The organism is Nostoc sp. LEGE 12454, from assembly GCF_056620565.1.
In genome coordinates, this window is record NZ_JBWQXL010000003.1 from 238,056 (window position 1) to 258,510 (window position 20,455).

Annotated in this window: 12 protein-coding genes and 1 pseudogene; 10 read left to right on the plus strand and 3 right to left on the minus strand. The window is 40.3% G+C overall.

Annotated elements, in window-relative coordinates; translation table 11 throughout:
* Positions 1-77: 77 nt before the first annotated feature.
* The 6 genes and pseudogenes from AC1F2U_RS05060 (at position 78) to AC1F2U_RS05085 (ending at position 10,294) form a co-directional block, all read left to right on the plus strand.
* Positions 78-506 (plus strand): DUF3110 domain-containing protein, encoded by a 429-nt coding sequence (locus AC1F2U_RS05060; protein ID WP_480260106.1) that lies wholly within the window; start codon positions 78-80, stop codon positions 504-506.
* Between the two features lie 156 nt (positions 507-662).
* Complete coding sequence (gene murQ / locus AC1F2U_RS05065; protein WP_480260107.1) at positions 663-1,589, plus strand: N-acetylmuramic acid 6-phosphate etherase; 927 nt, start codon at positions 663-665, stop codon at positions 1,587-1,589.
* A 609-nt stretch (positions 1,590-2,198) separates the two neighbouring features.
* A pseudogene (locus tag AC1F2U_RS05070) lies at positions 2,199-3,179 on the plus strand (response regulator); the annotation flags it as partial.
* Positions 3,173-6,130, plus strand: coding sequence for a GAF domain-containing protein (locus tag AC1F2U_RS05075; RefSeq protein WP_480260108.1), 2,958 nt, complete (start codon positions 3,173-3,175; stop codon positions 6,128-6,130). The pseudogene AC1F2U_RS05070 and the gene AC1F2U_RS05075, both read left to right, overlap by 7 nt.
* Before the next feature lie 262 nt (positions 6,131-6,392).
* Positions 6,393-6,608: a four helix bundle protein gene (locus tag AC1F2U_RS05080; protein ID WP_480260183.1), complete on the plus strand. Its 216-nt coding sequence runs from the start codon at positions 6,393-6,395 to the stop codon at positions 6,606-6,608.
* 65 nt (positions 6,609-6,673) lie between these two features.
* Entirely contained in the window at positions 6,674-10,294 is a 3,621-nt protein-coding gene (locus AC1F2U_RS05085) for a hybrid sensor histidine kinase/response regulator (protein ID WP_480260109.1), read from the plus strand.
* Positions 10,295-10,311: 17 nt separating this feature from the next.
* On the opposite strand, the gene AC1F2U_RS05090 is transcribed toward AC1F2U_RS05085, so the two are convergent.
* The 3 genes from AC1F2U_RS05090 to AC1F2U_RS05100 are packed head-to-tail and all read right to left on the minus strand — an operon-like array spanning position 10,312 to position 13,095.
* Positions 10,312-11,040 carry a Uma2 family endonuclease gene (locus AC1F2U_RS05090; RefSeq protein WP_480260110.1) on the minus strand — a complete coding sequence of 243 codons (729 nt, stop codon included), beginning with the start codon at positions 11,038-11,040 and terminating at the stop codon, positions 10,312-10,314.
* Positions 11,041-11,094: 54 nt separating this feature from the next.
* Positions 11,095-11,988 (minus strand): ABC transporter permease, encoded by an 894-nt coding sequence (locus tag AC1F2U_RS05095; protein ID WP_480260184.1) that lies wholly within the window; start codon positions 11,986-11,988, stop codon positions 11,095-11,097.
* A gap of 21 nt (positions 11,989-12,009) precedes the next feature.
* Positions 12,010-13,095 carry an ABC transporter substrate-binding protein gene (locus AC1F2U_RS05100; protein WP_480260111.1) on the minus strand — a complete coding sequence of 362 codons (1,086 nt, stop codon included), beginning with the start codon at positions 13,093-13,095 and terminating at the stop codon, positions 12,010-12,012.
* 342 nt (positions 13,096-13,437) lie between these two features.
* Here AC1F2U_RS05100 and AC1F2U_RS05105 point away from each other — a divergent pair, with 342 nt between their 5' ends.
* The 4 genes from AC1F2U_RS05105 to AC1F2U_RS05120 all read left to right on the plus strand — a co-directional run bounded on the left by AC1F2U_RS05105 (position 13,438) and on the right by AC1F2U_RS05120 (position 20,436).
* Positions 13,438-13,668, plus strand: a complete 231-nt coding sequence (locus AC1F2U_RS05105) for a hypothetical protein (protein ID WP_480260112.1) — start codon at positions 13,438-13,440, stop codon at positions 13,666-13,668.
* Entirely contained in the window at positions 13,640-13,846 is a 207-nt protein-coding gene (locus tag AC1F2U_RS05110) for a hypothetical protein (protein ID WP_480260113.1), read from the plus strand. Before AC1F2U_RS05105 ends, AC1F2U_RS05110 begins: the two co-directional genes overlap by 29 nt.
* A 1-nt stretch (position 13,847) precedes the next feature.
* On the plus strand, positions 13,848-14,528 hold the full coding sequence (locus AC1F2U_RS05115; protein WP_480260114.1) for a sensor histidine kinase: 681 nt from the start codon (positions 13,848-13,850) through the stop codon (positions 14,526-14,528).
* 70 nt (positions 14,529-14,598) lie between these two features.
* Positions 14,599-20,436 (plus strand): trifunctional serine/threonine-protein kinase/ATP-binding protein/sensor histidine kinase, encoded by a 5,838-nt coding sequence (locus AC1F2U_RS05120; protein ID WP_480260115.1) that lies wholly within the window; start codon positions 14,599-14,601, stop codon positions 20,434-20,436.
* The last annotated feature ends 19 nt before the right edge of the window (positions 20,437-20,455 follow it).

The window sequence follows — 20,455 nt, forward strand, 5'->3', positions numbered from 1 at the left end:
AGAGTGAAAATTATTCCTGTGACTTTCCTTGAGGCACAATCTCGAACTTTAATATGAATAAACCTTAAAAAGGACAGATGATTACACCAATGCGTGTTTTTGTGTTAATTTTTAACGCTCGAACGGAAAATGAGGGGATTCACACGATTCGGGAAGGCGATCGCAATAAAATTCTGATGTTCGAGTCAGAAGATGATGCGACGCGCTTTGCCCTGATGTTAGAAGCTCAGGATTTCCCCGCACCCACGCCGGAGCCGATCGATGCTGAAGAAATCAAGGAATTTTGCGAAAGTGCTGGGTATGAATGGGAAATCATCCCAGAAAACAGCAATTTAGTTGTAACTCCCCCAGAACTTAACGTCGAAAAAACTGACTGGCAAGAAGATGCCCAGAAGGAGGATACTGTTGAAGACACTTTCCCTCTCAATCAACAGCCGCTAGAAGAACCAGATTTGTCTGATTCTGAATTAGAGAAAATTCGCCGCAAATTGGAAGGATTGTTGTAAGTAGTCATTAGTCATTAGTCATTAGTCATTAGTCATTGGTGATTAGCCATTGGTCGCTAACTGACTAATGACAACGGACATAGATAGATGCCCAAAGAAAGGGCGGCGTAGGCTAGAACAAAAGACAAATGACAAATGACAAAGGACAAATGACAAATGACAAATTTGCAAGAACGCGGGCATCTTTTAACTGAGCTGGTCAATCCTAATAGTCTGAACTTAGACCAGCTTAGTTCCCTAGAATTGGTGGAGTTGTTTAATGACGAAGACCAAAAGGCCGTCGCAGCTGTTGCAGCGGCAAAAATTCAGTTAGCAGAGGCAATTGAGCGCACCGCAGAGCGTTTGCGCCACGGAGGGCGCCTATTTTATATCGGTGCGGGTACAAGTGGCAGGTTAGGGGTGTTAGATGCTGCGGAGTGTCCACCTACCTTTTGTACACCCCCAGAGTTGGTACAGGGGATTATTGCTGGTGGTGCTGGCGCACTAGTACGCAGTTCTGAAGATTTAGAAGACAGCATTGAAGATGGTGAAGCAGCGATCGCAGGGCGGCACATTACCCAATTAGATGTCGTAGTTGGTATTACCGCTGGTGGCACAACACCTTATGTCCACGGTGCGCTTCATGCTGCTCGTCAGCGAGGAGCTACAACTATTTTTATCGCCTGCGTTCCTGCTGAACAAGTTAGCTTTGATGCCGATATTGACATTCGTTTATTAACAGGGCCAGAAATAATCGCCGGCTCAACTCGCCTGAAAGCTGGTACGGCGACTAAATTAGCTTTAAATATTCTTTCTAGCGGTGTGATGGTTAAGCTAGGCAAAGTTTATGGCAATCGCATGGTGGATGTAGCAGTAACAAATCAAAAATTACGCGATCGCGCTTTGCGAATTTTGCAAGACCTCACAGGTTTAAGTCGGGAAACTGCTGGTTTTTTACTAGAACGTAGTGGTAAATGGGTTAAGCTGGCGCTATTGATGCACTGGACTGGTTTGGAAAAAGATGAAGGCGATCGGCTGCTTTCAGAACACCAAAGTAATCTCAGGGCAGCTGTTGTCAGCTATCAAAACCACAAGCAACTTTGAATAAATTTTCTAAATAAATACTTTGTAATCTGGCTGCTACTTGTTTTTGTAGCACGCCTTTTTTTAAGAATAATATTACCTAAAAAAGTTGACATTAATTCTAATAATTAAGAATGGTAAACTTCAATAAATATTTTTAACCTCTATTGTCAATCTCAATAATTTAAAGCACAGCTTTCTACTTTTTTAAACAAAAATTCAGAATTTATACGGATATGATTCTATATGAAAATTATTAAAATGATATATCAATACACTATGATGTCAACTATGGCAACCTACTTTAGTCATAAATATTAGCAGAAAAGTAAACTCTGCCAATAAAGACTTTATGCTAGATAAATTGTTTACTAGTAATAGTTTTGCCATTTTTACATCTGCCTTGCTTTTATATAATCTTGATTTAGACTGCTATATACCAAATCCATTTGCACTGATTCACATATCTGCCAATCGCTATATAGCTAGAACACTCTGACAGAAGTGTTGCCTACCTTTAATAAGTGACTTCAGAAACTTGTCTGATTAATTGAGATGGTAGGTAGATTTACGCTGTGCTTTACTAGTATCGGTTTTTAATAGCTAGCTTTTTAATAAAAGGAACAAACTATGCCCCATCAAGAACTTATTTCGAATAACCTAGTAAATGAATTTAAAACTTGTACTCAGTTGCAATACAATGGCAAGTTAAATATTAAGAGTTCCAAGGGCAGCCAATGGACTTTTTACTATCGATTGGGACGGATAGTTTGGGCAACAGGCGGAACTCATCCCTTCCGACGTTGGCGCAGACATATAGCCCAGAATTGTCCCCAGATTGATATTGATAAGTTGCAGTTACGCGTGGAAGACCTATCAATTGATTACTGGGACTATAAACTGATAGAAGTATTTTATAAAAAACAGAAAATTCAGAGAGAACAGATTCAATCTATTGCAGAAAATACAATAGCAGAACTATTATTTGACCTAGCTTTACAAGGAAACTTTGCTTCTTTAACTTGCAATCGCAACCAAGAAGTTATCTTAGAAACCCCAATGAGCTTCACGAGTTCAGAAATGTCTGTAAAGCACATGCAAGACTCATGGAAAATTTGGTCAGAAGCAGGTTTAGCAAATTTTTCTCCTGACTTAGCACCAATTCTACGGCGACCAGAACAACTTGAGCAGATGGTAAGTCCATCTGTCTACAAAAACTTTGTGAATTTAATCAATGGCAAATTCACTCTGCGAGACTTAGCCATGAAAATGAAGCAAAGTGTATTGCCACTGACCCGTTCATTGCTTCCTTATATCCTTAAAGGAATCATCGAATTAGTAGAAGTACCAGACTTGCCTTTGGGAATTACTGAAGTTAACAATAACTCTACCACCACACAAGCAAAAAAGCGCATTGCTCCACTAGTAGCTTGCGTCGATGATAGCCCTCAAGTATGCAAAATGGTAGAGGATATTGTCACTTCCAATGGATTTAGGTTTGTCAAAATTCAAGATGCTGTACAAGCTCTACCAACTCTGATTCAGGATAAACCAGACCTGATTTTTTTGGATTTGATTATGCCAGTTGCTAGTGGTTACGAAATTTGTACTCTGGTCTATATACCAATCAAGATTATGTAGAAGCTGTAGTTATTGACGATATCAATCAGATTCAACTTACCCCTTATCAAAAGCAACTGCTAGATAAATTTCAAATTAAAGCTAGTTTGAGTTTACCGATTGTAGTAGAAGGTAAAGTTTGGGGCTTATTAGCAGTTAATAATTGCTACTCAAAACGGCAGTGGCAAGAAGTAGAAATTAGCCTACTATCTCAACTGACAACAGAACTAATTTACAAATTACAAAGCTTTGAATTTCAAAAAGAACAGCAACAGCGGCTACTAGCAAAAAAATCGGTAGCTAAAGTCATCGACAAAATTTTGCGGATATCAAATGTCGATAAGCTTTTTCAAACAACCACTCAAGAAGTACGCCAATTACTAAAATGCGATCGCGTCGGTGTCTATCGCTTCAAACCTGACTGGAGTGGTGAATTTGTGGCTGAGTCAGTGGGTAATGGCTGGATAAAAATGGTCGGCCCTGATTTTTACATGGTCTGGGAAGATAGCCACTTACAAGATACTCAAGGAGGACGTTATGCCAAGGGTGAAAGCTTTGTAGTTAATGACATTTATCAAATGGGCCATGCTCAATGTCACATTGACATTTTAGAGCAGTATGAAATGAAGGCTTACATCATTGCACCCATATTTGCTGGAGAAAAATTATGGGGTTTGTTGGCAGCTTATCAAAATTCTGGGCCTCGTGATTGGCAACCTTGGGAAGAAACCTTTGTAACTCAAATTGGGTTGCAATTTGGTGTAGCTATCTCACAAGGGGAATATCTCGAACAAGTGCAGACAAAATCTGACCAACTAGCTAAAATAGTTGAACAAGAGAAAGTTTTCACTAAGATAGTCAACCGCATCAGACAATCTTCAGATGTAGAAAGCGTCTTCAAAACAACCACTCAAGAAGTGCGTCAATCACTACAATGCGATCGCGTCGCTGTCTATCGTTTTAACCCTGACTGGGGTGGTGAATTTGTGGCTGAGTCTGTGAGTAATGGTTGGACAAAACTGGTAGGCCCTGATATCAAAACCGTTTTGGACGATACCTACTTGCAAGAAACTAAGGGAGGTCGGTATGTCAGAGGTGAAAACTTTATCGTTAATAATATCTATGAAGTAGGGTTAGCTCCCTGTCATATTGAGATTTTAGAGCAGTTTGAAGCCAAAGCTTACATGATTGTTCCGATATTCTTCGGGGATAAATTGTGGGGATTGCTGGCAGCTTATCAAAACTCTAGCTCCCGTGAATGGCAAAGCTGGGAAGTGAACTTTTTGATTCAAACTAGCTTGCAATTTAGTTTAGCTAAATCACAGATAGACTATTTGGAATTAGTGCGAGTCAAATCTGAGAAACTAGCTCAAATAGCAGAACAAGAGAAAGCTGTCACCAAGATCAGTAACCGCATCCGCCAATCTTTAGATGTAGAAGAAATCTTCAAAACAACTACTCAAGAAGTCAGGCAATTACTGCGATGCGATCGCGTTGCCGTGTATCGCTTCAATCCTAACTGGAGTGGTGAATTTGTCGCCGAGTCAGCAGGTCATCTTTGGGTAAAACTGGTAGGCCCCGATATCAAAACCGTCTGGGAAGATACCCACTTACAAGAAACTCAGGGAGGTCGATATGCCCAAGGGGAAAACTTTGTTGTAAATGATATCTATCAGGTAGGTCATTCTCCTTGCCACATTGAAGTTTTAGAGCAATTTGAAGCCAAAGCTTATGTAATTGTTCCTGTATTTGCTGGCGAACAATTGTGGGGATTGCTGGCAGCTTATCAGAATTCGGGAACTCGTTATTGGGAAGAATCGGAAGTTACTTTGTTAGCACGTATTGGCAGCCAGTTAGGACTGGCATTACAACACACCGAATATTTGCAACAAGTACAAGCGCAGTCAGCAAAATTAGCAGAAGCAGCAACACGGGAAAAGGCAGCCAAGGAGTTACTCCAACAACGATCGATTCAACTCCTAACAGCCCTTAGACCCGCTCTCAACGGCGACTTAACGGTACGCGCACCGATTACAGAAGACGAGCTAGGCACGATCGCTGATGCTTACAATAATACTTTGCAAGCACTGCGGCAAATTGTTGTTCAAGTACAAGGAGCAGCTCAACAAGTTGCCCAAACTTCTAGCAATAGCGAGTCTTCACTAGCGGGACTAACCAATCTGGCACAACAACAATCTGAGGAAATTACCGCAGCATTAGGCGAAATTCAACAGATGGTGGACTCTACTCAAGCTGTGGTAGCGAATGCTGAGTTAGTGCAACTAGCAGTGCAACAAGCCAATCAAACTGTAGAGTCTGGCGATACTGCGATGAACCTGACTGTCAAAGCAATCCAAGGAATTCGTGAAACCGTTGCTCAAACCAGCAAAAAGATTAAACGCCTTAGCGAATCCTCGCAAAAAATCTCCAAAGTGGTGAATTTGATTGGTAATTTTGCCACACAGACAAACGTACTCGCTTTGAATGCAGCCATTGAAGCTACTCGTGCTGGTGAATATGGCAAAGGCTTTGCAGTTGTAGCTGATGAAGTCCGTTCTTTATCTCGCCAATCAGCAGCAGCAACCATCGAAATAGAAAAATTAGTTCAAGAGATTCAAGCAGAAACCGGAGAAGTTGCAGTAGCGATGGAAACTGGTATTCAGCAGGTAGTAGAAGGCACAAATCTTGTTAGCGACACTCGCCAAAACTTAAATGCGATCGTTTCTGCGACTGCCGAAATTAGTCAGCTAATCGAGCGAATTACCGCAGCGACTCAAAAACAAATGGCGCAATCTGTAACAGTAACTAAATCAATGCAAGATGTCGCAGAAATTGCCGATAAAACTTTTGCTGAATCTCAAGAAATTGCTACCGTGTTCCAAGAGCTATCAGGAATGGCGCAAGAGTTATTAACAACTGCTAGTAAGTTTAAAGTGAAATGAAAAATAGTTAGGAGTTAGGAGTTAGAAGTTATTTGGTCAAAGCATTGATTATATAAATCACCATTTGATTTCCAAATATAAAAATGCTTTGACCTTAATTACTTATAACTTTTGAGTTAAAGATAGGAGAAGAGTAATTGGCAGAAAGTATTATTCAACAGAAAACTTTTCAATTGAGTTTAGAAATTATTCACCTATATATTAAACTGCAAGACAACGGGAATATGTGCTTTCTAAGCAATTACTATGAAGTGGGACAAGTATTGGCGCAAATGTTGAAGAGGCTAACGGTGGTCATAGTAAAAAGGATTTCTTGGCAAAAAAGTATATTGCATACAAAGAAGCTAAAGAAACTAAATACTGGCTACGTCTACTACAACAGTCCAAACTAGTAAATATTGATTTAACTAATGAACTAATCTATGCAGACGAAATCATTCGCATTTTGAGTTCAATAGTTAAGACAACTGAAAAATAAATTGGTCTCCCAACTTCAAACTCCTAACTCCTAACTCCCCACCCCACACTCCCCACTCCATAATTATGATTACAGATAACGAAATTCGCCAACAAGGGTACATCTACTTTCTAGCTGAAGCCCCAGAATTAGTCCAAATTATTGAACAAGAGCTATTTAGCTTGTCAGAAGATTATAGCATTGCTAAAATTCACAATTTAATGCGAGCCACTCATACACTTAAAGGTGGTGCAGCTAACGTTGGGCTAGAGTTAATTAAGACGATCGCCCATTTTTTAGAAGATGTATTTAAGGCTTTATACAATCCAAAAGTGGTAGTTGATGCAGAATTACAAACACTTTTATTACAAGCTTATGAGTGTTTGAGTATAGCATTAAATACTGAGCTAATAGGTAGTACTGTTAATGACGAAGAACTGCTTCACCGAGCGACTTCAGTGTTTGCAAATTTGCAAGAAAATCTGGGTGATGCATTTGGTGCTGAATCTCATATTCCCACTTCTGAAGAATTGGGATTTGATATTGTGCAATCTGTTTTTGAAGTAGGAGTAAAACAACGTCTAAACAGTATTGCTGACTTTATTAAAAATCCACCAAATAATGACGAATTTATCGAGTTTTTACACTCTCAAGCTGAAGTATTTCTGGGCTTGGCAGAATCTCTAAATTTACCTGGATTGGGAGAAATTTCCCAAACTATTCTCTCAGCATTGCAAGCAAATCCCAGTCAGGTACAGCAAATTGCAGAAATTGCCCTAGTAGATTTACAACAAGCAAAAAAATTAGTATTAGCAGGCGATCGCACATCTGGTGGAGAACCTTCTCTAGGTTTGCGAAAACTCACAATAGTGGACAATAATGAGTTATCTGAAGAATTTCCAAATAATTCATTTAATGATAGGTTTATTATTAACGAAGAACAATTTTATCATTTTCTCACTACATCTGATAATAAGAAGAGCGAATCGGTAAAACCAAAAACTGCCAAGTTTTATTTAAAAGTAATTCGCTACATTTATGGCTGGTTTAATCACCAGATGGAAATACCAGAGGCGGAACTCAGTTTGACTTTACTAGTTCCCAGGTTAGAAAGAAAAATTTTGCTTAATTATATCGAAAACTGGCTAAAAGACTTTCTTGATTTTGTTCAGGATGAAGAAGATAGTCAAAGTCTTTATATTTATCGACGTGGAATCATCTTAATCATCCTATTTGCAGTTGCAAAGTTTCAATATTCTCTGAAAGCATCTGATAGCTACCTTTCAGTAATTAAAGTATTACAAAACCAAATTCACAAATTAGCAAAAGAATATAAAAGTTATCCTCCTGTTACTAGCGAAGAGAAAAATTGGCTTGATAGTCCCAAGTTACAAAAACTATTAGCAATTAAAGAGATTGTATCTTCTCAATCAACTGATAACTTGCTAGAAGCAATATGGGGAGAAGAAGCTAGGCAAGACCTTGTTGTTGAAGTTGTGACGATCCAGACTGATGATTCTTCACCAAAGCTTGATTCATTAACTGTCAGCGATCGGGTAGTTGTAGACGTTCCTGAAACAGCTATTGAAGTCACGCCTGATATAGCGACGCAAATCAACAAAGAAATAGAAGATAAATCACAGTATGTTCAAACTAAAAACTTTCGCCAACCTTCATTTATTCGGGTAGATACAGAGAGACTGCAACACCTCAATTATCTGGCAGGAGAATTGCTGATTTACCAAAAACGGCGTAGTTTACAAGATGAACAAGTCAAAGAAATAATTGAGCAATTAGTACAGCAACTCACTAGACACCAAACAACTTTAAATGAGTTACGCGATCTACCTTTACAAATACAAAACATTACATCAGAACAAACGCAAAGTTTTGCAGTGGATTTTGACTCTCTAGAAATGGATGTATATACAGAGTTTCACATGACATTGCATGAAGCCATAGAAGAGACATTGCAACTACAAGAAACCACAGAATCTCTTGACCTGCTTCTGACACAAGCTACTCAAATTAGTGATAAAAAAGAGAATTTAACTCTTAATATTATAGATAGCGTAGTCGAAGCACGAATGTCGCCTTTGGGCAATATTCTGAATCGTTTCCCCCAGATGGTAAATAAGTTGGGGAATGTTCATGCAAAACTTGTAGAATTGAAACTTACTGGTAGTGAAGTACTAGTAGATAAAGCGATCGCAGAAAAGCTCTACGATCCCTTATTACACTTAGTACGTAATGCTTTTGACCACGGTATTGAAGCTCCCCAAGTTCGCCGAGAGCTTGGTAAACCAGAAGATGGTTTAATCGAAATCTGCGCTTATCATCAGGGTAGCCAAACTATTATCGAAGTTCGAGATGATGGTCAGGGATTGAATTTAGACAGAATTCGTAGAAAAGCTGCTGAACTTTATCCCATACAAACTGAAGAAAAAACTAGAAACTATGCTTCTAGTCTGGCTGAACCTGAACTTTTAGATTTGATATTTTCGCCTGGATTTTCTACTGCAAATAAAGTAAGTGAAATTTCTGGGCGCGGTATGGGTTTAGATATTGTGCGTACTCAGATGCACGCGCTCAACGGCTCGATTTCAGTTCAATCCTTACCCAACCAAGGAACAATATTCATCCTCAAAATTCCTTTTTCTATGACTACAGAAAAGTTAATGCTAGTTCGAGCCAAAGGTGTTGTTTATGGTCTGATGTTGGACAGTATCGAAAGAATATTGATTCCCTCTGAACAACAGATTAAAGAAATTGAAGGAAAAAAAGTCTTGTATTGGAATATAGATAATGATGAGACTATGGTTAGCCTTCGTCAACTTTCAAAGTTGATTAATTATAATAGTTCATTCATTAATAATGAGACTTCATACAACACTTCAAATCCTCAAAACCCAAGCATAGCGAATAATCCGGTGCTTTTACTACAGCGAAATCAGGGAAAGGTTGCTTTAGAAGTTGACCAAATAATCGGCGAACAAGAACTGGTAATCAGACCTTTAGGAAATGCGATCGCACCGCCAAAATACATTTATGGTTGTAGTAGTTTAGCTAATGGTAATCTCATCTTAGTAATTGATGCTTTGTTGCTGGTAAAATCTAGCGAAATCCAACAAACAACACTTGATATCAGGGCGCTACCAGTAGCTTCTCCGTCAAATAAAAAATCCTTGCCGATATCAGGACATACTTTTTCATCTACACCATTACTTGCGGCATCGACTTCCACAACAACTATAGAAACCCAACCCAGTTATTCTCAAGAGCCAGATTATAAATCACCAAAAGTTGTTTTAGTAGTAGATGATGCAATTAGTCTCCGGCAAACTCTCTCTCTGACTCTACAAAAATCTGGCTATCAAGTAATACAAGCTCAAAATGGTGTAGAAGCTTTAGAAAAATTACAGTTACATCCTGAAATTAAAGTTGTCGTCTCCGATTTAGAGATGCCACGAATGAATGGTTTTGAGTTGTTGAGCAATTTTCGCCAATACACCAATTTAGCAAAAATACCTGTAGTAATTCTCACTTCTCGCAGCGCTGAAAAACATCGCCAGCTTGCTAAAGAGTTGGGGGCAAAAGCTTACTTAACCAAACCTTTTTTAGAACATGAGTTTATCTCTAAAATTAAGGAGTTAATTAACAATAATACAGATGATTTAGATCATTTAATCATAGTGAAAAATAATTAACAATTTTTAATTACGAATTACGAATTATCAGGTAAATTATTTGGATCTACACCTAAAGAACGTAAATACTCGGCTAATTGTTCAGCCCTTTGCCGTTCTTGTTCAGCCCGCGATCGCTCTTGTTGTGCCTGTTCTGCATCTGTAAAATAGCGCTTTCCTTGCTCGTCATACCAACATAAAAACTCCTGTTGTATCCCGCCAATTACAGCTTGGTGTCGCCCTATACCTAAACCCACCTCTGGCATCAAATAAGGTTCACCTATTTGTAATTGGTAGTGTCCATCGAGCAACTTATACACTTCAAAGGGTTGATGTTGGTCGCGTCGCCAAAACTCAGGGTTATAAATTACGTAGTACAATACACCGAGTTTTCTGTATATATCTAGCTTCTCGTCGTATTCACCTCCTGGAGTATGGGATACCATTTCTAATGTAAATATTGGAACTATCCCATTTTCTTCCCAAACTGCGTAACTTTTGCGTGATTTACCACCCTTTTTCCGTTCTACTCCCAGACTTAAAAAAGCATCTGGGACTACAGGTACTCTGGGATTTACTCCTGTGGTGTGATACACTCCCATATCTACTCCGAAGTACCAATCCATGCGATTTGCCCAAATAGAGTTAAGTAAGAAGAGTAAAATATTGGGCAAAAAGTTTTGATCTTCGTTATCCACTGGCGTATCGTCTGAACAGGGAAGTTCGTCAGTAGTTGGTAACGCATTCTTGAGATCGGATGAGAGCATAACCGTTGTCTCGCTGGCGTTTGATGCCTTTATTATAAATGAGCGAACAAAAGTTTAGCGTTTGGGTGTAGCTTCCCCAAACTTGATTAAAAGTGCGATCGCAATACTAACAAGCAAAATTAACGTCATACTCAAAGCTGAACCAAATCCCCAATTTTGCGTAGCTCCAAGAAACTGATTATAAACTAACCGCGCTGCCGTCATACTAGAAGCACCACCGAGTAATTCTGGATCGACAAAATCCCCTAAGCCTGTGATGAATACAAGCATGGAAGCAGCTGCAATTCCTGGAAAAATTTGCGGTACGGTTACTTGAAAAAAAGTTTCCACCGGATTTGCACCTAAATCAGCCGCTGCTTCTAGCAACCGCTTGTCTAGCTTTTCGAGAGAAGCATATAAAATCAAAACCATATAGGGTAATAAGCTGTAACTCATACCAATCAATACAGCTTGACTATTGTTGAGTAATTCCCAAGTAGGCAAGCCTAAATTGCTGAGTAAACTGTTCAGTAAACCAGTAGGACGAAGAATTGTAATCCAAGCGTAAGAACGGAGTAACGAAGAAGTCCACAAAGGTAGAACAAAGGCTAATAGCAGCAAATTTCGCCAACGCTGCGGCGCTATCTGAGCAATCCAATAGGCGACGGGGAAGCCTAAAATTAAACAAATTATCGTAGTGCCAAACGCAAAAAATAGCGATCGCCAAATTACTTGCACGTAAAGGGAGTCAAATATTCGGATGTAGTTTTTGAATCCGTTGGGATTGACCAAATCTCCCGGTCGGATATCTGCAACTAAACTTAACTCGAAAATTATCAAAGTTGGCAGCACCAACAAAAGTAATAACCAAATCCCAGATGGTGCAAGCAATACCAAGGGTTGCAGCCAATTTCTAATGGGGTGCTGCAATTCTTCTATTTTAGAAATATCATTTTTTTCCAAATTAATCACTCCTAACTCCTAACTTTTTTAACTGCTAGTTAATTGAGTCCAATAACGATCGTAAACCTCTTCAAATTCTCCTACAGGTGTAACACGTTCACAATTTTTTAACAGTGACTCTGGCGGAAACAAATTAGTGTTGTTTTGGATTGTTTTTGGTAATTGCTCAAATCCGGCGTTATTAGGCGTAGAAATATTTAGGCGTTGAGTGATTTGGGCTGCGATTTCTGGTTGCAAAATCATGTTAATCCAAGCATAAGCTCCGGCTTGGTTAGGGGCTGTTTTAGGAATTACAATAGTGTCTGTCCATAATGAAGAACCACTGCGAGGAATCACATATTTGAGTTTAGGATTTTCTTGAGAGATTTTTACTGCATCTGCCGAATAACACATCGCCAGTAATAAATCTCCTGCCAGAATTTGATTTTGCCAAGCATCTGTGTCAAAACGGGCGATCGCAGGTTTTAGAACCTTCAATTTTTCATAAGCTTGTTTAATTTCTTGCTCATTTTTTGAGTTATAAGAATAACCGAGCATTCGTAAGGTTGCACCCATCACTTCTCGAACATCATTGAGCAAGGTCATTCGCTGATTAAGTTGCTCTTGATTTTGCCAAAGGTAATCCCAGTCTTGTGGTGCATCTTTTATTTTTTCGGAATTGTAAAGTAAACCTGTTGTTCCCCAGTTAAAAGGGATACTGTAGCGGTTATTGGGATCGTAACTAGGATTTTGAAACCGGGGAAATAAATTCTCTAGACCGATTAAGCGATCGTGATTTATTTCTGTTAACAAACCTTTGTCTACCATCTTCTGCACCATGTAATCAGATGGGTTGATGATGCTGTAAGTGCCGCCACCTCCAGCTTGCAATTTAGCCAGCATGACATCATTGGAATCATAGACATCTGCCAGCACTTTTATGCCAGTTTGAGCGTTAAAAGTTTTTAATAATTGGTTGTCAGTATATTGCGTCCAGGTAAAGATATAAAGTTGGTCGCGCTGACTATTGGTATTAGAATTAGCACGTACTTCAGCCAGCCTCCAGCCACAACCACCTAAAGATAAGCTAGAAAGTGCTGTCACCCCTTTTAAAAATTGGCGTCTGTTAGTCATTAAGTTAATAGTTAATCATTTTTTGTATTCTTGCCGATTAATTCTAAATATGCCTTTAATTGGAGTGTCCATAGGTAGTTTAAAGATTAACTTAAGTGTATCTACCTGTGCAACTGTTAATAAATTACTCCTGTTAGCTAGTGTTAGGCACGGTTTTTAATCAAGCTTGAGTTATAAAAATTAACAAAGCGAACGAGCGATTGTCAAATTATCAAGGGAACCCAGAGTGGCAAGCTGAACTGCACTTCTGTACTAGCAAAAATCCCAGGGTTTGTCCTTACCCTACCAGTTAAAAGTGTGACAGTAGTTTTGGATTCATAACAGTAAGGAGGAATCATCCAAATGTCTATTTGGCAAAACTTTCGCTCTCAATGGCAGCGAGTTCGATATTGTCTAATTTTTCTGGTCGCCCTCTGGTTGAGCTTAGGTATTCCAGGTTGCAGTTTCTCTCCACCCAACTCTCAAATCTCAGCACCCCAGCCCACCCAGATCGAGCAAACTGCACAACGCTTTGACGGTGTAACAATTAACGTTATCACTCAAGATGAAACCGTTCGTACAGGTACTAAATGATAATAATGGATTGGTTCTCCAGCGAAGCGATGTCTACGACGGGCTACGCCTACGCACTTTAGCCTTTTATAAAATTAATCAAGATAGACTTGTAGCCATTCAAGCAGCTAGCAAAGATATTCTGCGTATCCATACAGTACGCGAACGATTATATCAAGGATATATTTGGCTTAATTGATTTGTATCAACAGGAATATTCTCATCCCAGTGAAATCATTCAAGATGAAATCGAAGCAATTGACCTCGATTACATCCGCGAAGACTTACCGAAGTTAGTGGGTTCTATGCAAGAAGGTGTGAAGCGAATTCGGGATATTAGTACTTCTTTACGAACCTTCTCTCGTGCTGATAGCGATCGCCCTATTGCTTGTAACATTCATGATGGTATCGACAGCACTATTTTGATTCTCAAACATCGCCTCAAAGCTTCAAAAACTCATCCAGAAATTCAAGTTATTAAAGAATACGGTCAGTTACCATTAGTAGAATGCTTTGCTGGGCAGTTTAATCAGGTATTTATGAACATTTTAGCAAATGCTATTGATGCTTTGGAAGAGTCAAATCTTGGGTGTAGTTTTGAAAAAATAAAAACTAATCCAAATCGCATCACAATTATTACTAAAATTAGTGAAAATCAACAAAAATTAATTATCACAATTAAAGATAATGGTCGGGGAATGAATGAACAAATAAAATCAAAAATATTTGACCATTTATTTACTACAAAAGCGGTTGGTAAAGGTACAGGATTGGGAGTCGCGATCGCTCGACAAATTGTCGAAGAGACCGACAACGGAAAATTGCATTTTCACTCAGTTCTGGGTAAGGGGACAGAATTTATCATTGAAATTCCAGTATAATTTTTAGCTCTTGCTAAACAACTTCAAACATCTGGGAATACTAAATCTGGAGTCTTAAAGATTTAGCAGCATGGTTAGCACTTTTGTAAATATTCCTGGATATAAGGTTAGCGAAGAACTCTACAATGGTTCCAGAACCCTAGTTTATCGAGGGTATCGGGAAGCTGACTCCTTACCAGTAACGATCAAACTGCTGAAAAATGCCTATCCCAGTTTCAGCGAACTTTTGTCGTTTCGCAATCAGTATGCCATTGCGAAAAATCTTAACTCACCGCTAATCGTCCAAAGCTACAGCCTCCAAGCCTATCAGAATGGCTATGCGCTGGTAATGGAAGATTTTGGGGGAATTTCTCTTAAAGAATGGGAAGTCAGCCAAAGCCAACAATCTCTACAAGAATTTTTAGTTCTTGCGATCGCACTCTGTGACACCTTAAATTTACTTTACCACGAGCGCATCATTCATAAAGATATCAAACCCAGCAATATATTAATTAATCCCGAAACCAAACAAGTTAAATTAATCGATTTTAGTATTGCATCTTTATTACCAAAGGAAACCCAAACCCTCGTCAATCCCAATGTGTTAGAAGGGACACTTGCTTATATTTCCCCCGAACAAACAGGCAGAATGAATCGAGGGATTGACTATCGCACAGACTTCTATTCACTCGGCGTAACTTTCTACGAATTACTTACAGATGAATTACCATTCCATTCAAACGACCCGATGGAGTTGGTACATTCTCATATTGCAAAAATTCCAAAGAAATTGAGCAGCAGAACCGAAAAAGAAATTCCCCAAGTTCTTTGCGAGATCGTGATGAAATTAATGGCAAAAAACGCCGAAGACCGCTATCAAAGTGCGTTGGGACTGAAGTTTGATTTAGAAAATTGTTTAACTCAGTTACAAGTTTCGGGTAAGATTGAAAGCTTTGAAATTGGACAACGGGATGTGTGCGATCGCTTCATCATCCCCGATAAACTTTATGGCAGAGAAGCCGAAGTCTCAACCTTACTGCAAGCATTTGAGCGAGTCAGTCTTGGTGCAACAGAAATGATGCTGGTAGCTGGGTTTTCGGGGATTGGTAAAACTGCTATTGTCAACGAAGTGCATAAGCCGATTGTGAGACAACGCGGCTACTTTATTAAAGGCAAATTTGACCAGTTTAACCGCAATATCCCGTTGAGTGCCTTTGTGCAAGCCTTCCAAAATTTAATGGAACAACTGTTGAGTGAAAATGATACTCAGCTGGCGCAGTGGAAAGAGAAAATCCTCTGTGCTTTAGGTGAAAATGGGCAAGTCCTAATTGAAGTTATTCCCGAACTAGAGCAGATTATCGGCAAACAACCAGCAGCCCCAGAACTCAATGGTAGCGCCGCCCAGAACCGCTTCAACTTGGTATTTGTGAAATTCATTGCCGCGTTCGCTACACTAGAACATCCGTTAGTGATGTTCCTCGATGACTTGCAGTGGGCAGATTCAGCCTCACTGAAGCTGATGCAAGTGTTGATGAGTCAAAGGGAGGTAGATTCCCTGCTAACGATTGGGGCATACCGAGATAACGAAATCTTTCCCAGCCATCCCCTAATGCTGACACTGGAGGAGATGAAGAAAGCTGAGGCAACTATCAGTACCCTTACCCTCGCCCCGTTAAGTCAATCTCAGATCGATTGTTTGGTTGCCGACACCCTCAGTTGTTCCACAGTTCTAGCAGAACCCCTAGCAGAGTTAGTCTATCAAAAAACCAAAGGCAATCCCTTCTTTGCTACCCAATTTCTCAGAGCTTTGCATCAGGAGAACTACATTGCATATAACCTGCAAGTTGGACACTGGCAGTGCGATATGGTGTCGATAAAATTGCTCTCGCTTACTGATGATGTGGTTGAGTTCATGGCGCGGCAATTACAAAAGTTGCCACAAGCCACTCAAGAGATACTGAAGCTGGCTGCTTGTGTGGGGGCACAGTTCGAGCTGGAAACATTAGCGATCGTTTCCGAACGATCGCCAACCAATGCAGCCACAGCATTGTGGAAAGCTTTGCAATCAGGCTTGATTTTACCCACGAGTCAAATTTACAAGTTTTTTCAGGATGCCCAAAAGTCCCAGACAGGGGAGACAGTTAATCCGACCTATCGCTTCCTGCACGATCGCGTCCAGCAAGCTGCCTATTCTCTGATTCCTGACGACCAAAAGCAAGCCACCCATCTCAAAATTGGGCAATTGCTGTTGCGAAATACCGCACCTGAAGCCATAGAACTGAATGTTTTTGATATTGTTAATCAGTTGAACAATGGAATTACTCCGATCGATCGGATCGGCGATCGCTATGAGTTAGCACAGTTGAATCTGATTGCTGGCAAAAAAGCAAAAGTTTCCACAGCTTATAAGGCAGCCATTAAATACTGCACAATTGGGATGGAAATGCTTCCGGAAGATAGCTGGCAGACTGCTTACGACCTCACGTTTCAGCTTTATCGGGAATGTGCAGAGTGCGAATACATCACAGGGCGCTTTGACAAGGCAGAACAACTTTTCCATCGGGCATTACAGTACGTTGAGAATAAATTCGAGCTAGCAGACATTTATGGGCTGCAACTAGCCCTGAGATCCAATCAGGGAGAGAATTTACTCGCCGCTTATGAGGCTGCATTGAGTGGCTTGAGCGTTATGGGTATGAGCATTCCGGCAACCGATGCCGGTCAGCAAGCGCTGATTGAAAGCACACTCAAGCAGATCCACATCAAACTGGCAACTGTGCAACCCGCAGATTTATTCGATCTGCCTGCAATGACCGATCCAGCCAAGAAGGTATGTATGTCAATCCTCCCCGATTTATGGGGGGCTGCTTATGTCGGTGGCAATCAAGCGCTAACAATTCTCAGCATCCTGTTAATGGTTCATACTTCATTCACCTATGGCAATGCCGAAAGTTCGGGCTGCGCTTACTGTTTGTATGGGATGATGCTGACGATTCAGGGAGACTATCGAAGTGCTTATGAGTTCGCTACCTTGGGGCGAAAGCTCGATTGCCAATTCAATAGCGCCAAGTTCATTCCCAAAACCAATAACGTTTTTGGTCATACAATCAATCCCTACAACAGACCACTGGTTGAAAACCTAGCAGTTTACCAACAATCTCTTCAGACCAGCTATGAAACAGGTGACATTGGGTTTGGCATTTGGGCAGTAATATGTCTGATTTGGACAATGCTGTTGAAGGGCGATTGCTTATCAGAGGTGTATGCCGAAACCGAGAAATACTTGAGCTATGTGCAACAAGTAAATAACGCGAACATGACGCTGACATTTAACCTCCAGCAGCAATTTCTGTTGCACTTGCAAGGTTTGTTGGCAGAACCCGATCTGCTGGTCGATCGCCGCGATCGCCAGATTGTCTGTCTTGATGCTTGGCAGAAGAATAATTTTGAAGCTGGGATCAATTGGTATTGCTTCTTGAAACTCCAGCTATTGTACTTCTACGGTCGCTATGCTGATGCCCTGGAAGTTGCTGCGATTGCTGAAAAAACCTTGGCTTCTAATCTTGGTCTGTTTCCGATCATTTTATTCCACTTCTATTACCCGCTGAATTTAGCCGCGCTTTATCCCAAAGCAACACCAGAGAATCAACAGCACTACTGGGATGTGATGCAGCAGCACCGCAAGCTTCTAGAAACCTGGACTGAGACCTGTCCAGAGAACTTTTTGCATCAATCGCTGTTGCTTGGGGCTGAAATGGCAAGAGTTTCTGGTAATTACGCAGATGCGATCGCCTGTTACGATCGCGCCATTATCGCAGCCAAAGAAAATCACTTTACCCAAATTGAAGCACTCGCCAACGAACTATCAGCAAAGTTTTACCTGGAATGGGATAAGGAGCGGATTGCTCAGGAGTACATGATTCAAGCCTACTATGGCTATGTTCGTTGGGGAGCCAAAGCCAAAGTCGCTGATTTAGAAAAACGCTATCCTCAACTACTTGCTGCGATATTACAGCAAACCCGTTCTCCCCTTTCCATTAACGAAACCATTTTCGCTTTGGGGAGCGTTACATCCACCTGTTCGGCCACTTCTAGCAGCATCTCTGATTCCCTTGATTTAGCCGCTATTTTCAAAGCTTCCCAAACTCTCTCAGAGCAAATCGAACTTGAAAAACTGCTTTCATCATTGCTTAGAATCGTCATCGAAGATGCAGGGGCCGATAAATGCGTGTTTATGCTGTTGCGAGACGATCGCTTGTTGGTCAAAGGGTTGATTGTTGAGGGGTCACAACCAATCGTATTGCAGCGCATTCCCATTGAGGAAAGCCAGGATATTCCCCTGAAGCTGATTTACAAAGTCTTGCACAACAGGCAAACCGTTGTCCTGGTGGATGCGACAGCAGATCCGACCTTAGCCAACGATCCGTATATTGTTCGTCAACAGCCTAAGAGTATCTTGTGCAGTCCAATTTTACATCAAGGCAAGTTGATGGGCATTTTATATCTAGAAAATAATTTAGCAACGGGAGCATTCACCAGCGATCGCGTCGAACTGCTGAATTTAATCTGCGCTCAAGCCGCCATTTCTCTGGAAAATGCTCGACTCTACGAACGTTCTCAGGAATATGCCCAACAGTTAGAGCGATCGCTGGTCGAATTGAGTGCGAGTAACTCTCGCTTTGAGAAACTTGTAGACAACGTGCCTGGGGTTGTTTATCAGTACCAGATATCTGCTAATGGTGCAATGTCTCTCACCTATATGAGTAGAGAATGTTATGAACTATACGAAATTACAGCCGAACAAGCGATCGCTAATGTGCAGCTGCTCTTGGAGAGAATGCATCCAGATGATGTCGCAAGTTACCAGCAGTCTGTTATTGACTCAATGCAAACCTTAACTTCTTTTGACTGGTCAGGGCGAATTATTACACCATCTGGGATTATTAAATGGATTCACTCCCAAGCCCGAATAGAACAAAAAGCCGATGGAACTATAGTTTGGGATGGATTCTTGTTGGATATTAGCGAACGCCGAAAAATAGAACTTGCTTTAGAGGAAAAATCGCTCTTATTACAACAGGCGCTAACCGATTTGCAAAACGCCCAATTACAAACGATCCAAAGTGAGAAAATGTCTGCTTTGGGTAACTTAGTTGCTGGTGTTGCTCACGAAATGAATAATCCTTTGGGCTTTATTGCTGCTAGTCTGCAACAAACTAAACCCGTCATTACCGATCTTACCGAACATCTGAAACTGTATCAAAAAACTTTCCCAAATAGCAGTGAGGAAATTATTGACCATGCCGAGCAAATTGATTTGGAATACAGCTTAGAAGACGTATCTAAGGTAATTGAATCTATGACGATGGCGTGCAATAGGCTGAAAAAAATCAGCACTTCACTCCGCACTTTTTCTCGTGCCGATAAAGACTATAAAGTGCTATTTAATATTCACGAAGGTATTGATAGCACCATTCTCATTCTCAAGCATCGTCTCAAAGCTAACGAACAACGTCCAGCCATTGAAGTTGTAACTAACTACGGTATTTTATCTCTAATTGAATGTTTTCCTGGTCAATTAAATCAGGTGTTTATGAATATTCTCGCTAATGCTATTGATGCTTTAGAGGAGTCGAATCTTGGACGCAGTTTTCAGGAAATTCAAACAAATCCTAATTGCATTACAATTAATACTTCACTGGCAGATAGTGTTGTAAAAATTGCCATTGCTGATAATGGTAAAGGAATAAGTGAATCAGTTAAACAAAAGATTTTTGACCATTTATTTACTACAAAAGCTGTGGAGAAAGGAACGGGGTTGGGGTTGGCGATCGCAAAGCAAATCGTTGAATCAACCCACAGTGGCAAATTGAGTTGCAACTCGATTCTCGGTGAAGGTACAGAATTTATCATTGAAATTCCAGTATAATTTTTAGCTCTTGTTGTTA

What these genes read in the sequence shown, in the direction of transcription:
- AC1F2U_RS05105 (WP_480260112.1), top strand. Translation starts at nt 13,438, where the DNA reads ATGTCTATTTGGCAAAACTTTCGCTCTCAATGGCAGCGAGTTCGATAT.
- AC1F2U_RS05090 (WP_480260110.1), bottom strand. Translation starts at nt 11,040, where the DNA reads ATGCTCTCATCCGATCTCAAGAATGCGTTACCAACTACTGACGAACTT.
- AC1F2U_RS05060 (WP_480260106.1), top strand. Translation starts at nt 78, where the DNA reads ATGATTACACCAATGCGTGTTTTTGTGTTAATTTTTAACGCTCGAACG.
- AC1F2U_RS05120 (WP_480260115.1), top strand. Translation starts at nt 14,599, where the DNA reads ATGGTTAGCACTTTTGTAAATATTCCTGGATATAAGGTTAGCGAAGAA.
- AC1F2U_RS05110 (WP_480260113.1), top strand. Translation starts at nt 13,640, where the DNA reads ATGAAACCGTTCGTACAGGTACTAAATGATAATAATGGATTGGTTCTC.
- AC1F2U_RS05100 (WP_480260111.1), bottom strand. Translation starts at nt 13,095, where the DNA reads ATGACTAACAGACGCCAATTTTTAAAAGGGGTGACAGCACTTTCTAGC.
- AC1F2U_RS05085 (WP_480260109.1), top strand. Translation starts at nt 6,674, where the DNA reads ATGATTACAGATAACGAAATTCGCCAACAAGGGTACATCTACTTTCTA.
- murQ (WP_480260107.1), top strand. Translation starts at nt 663, where the DNA reads ATGACAAATTTGCAAGAACGCGGGCATCTTTTAACTGAGCTGGTCAAT.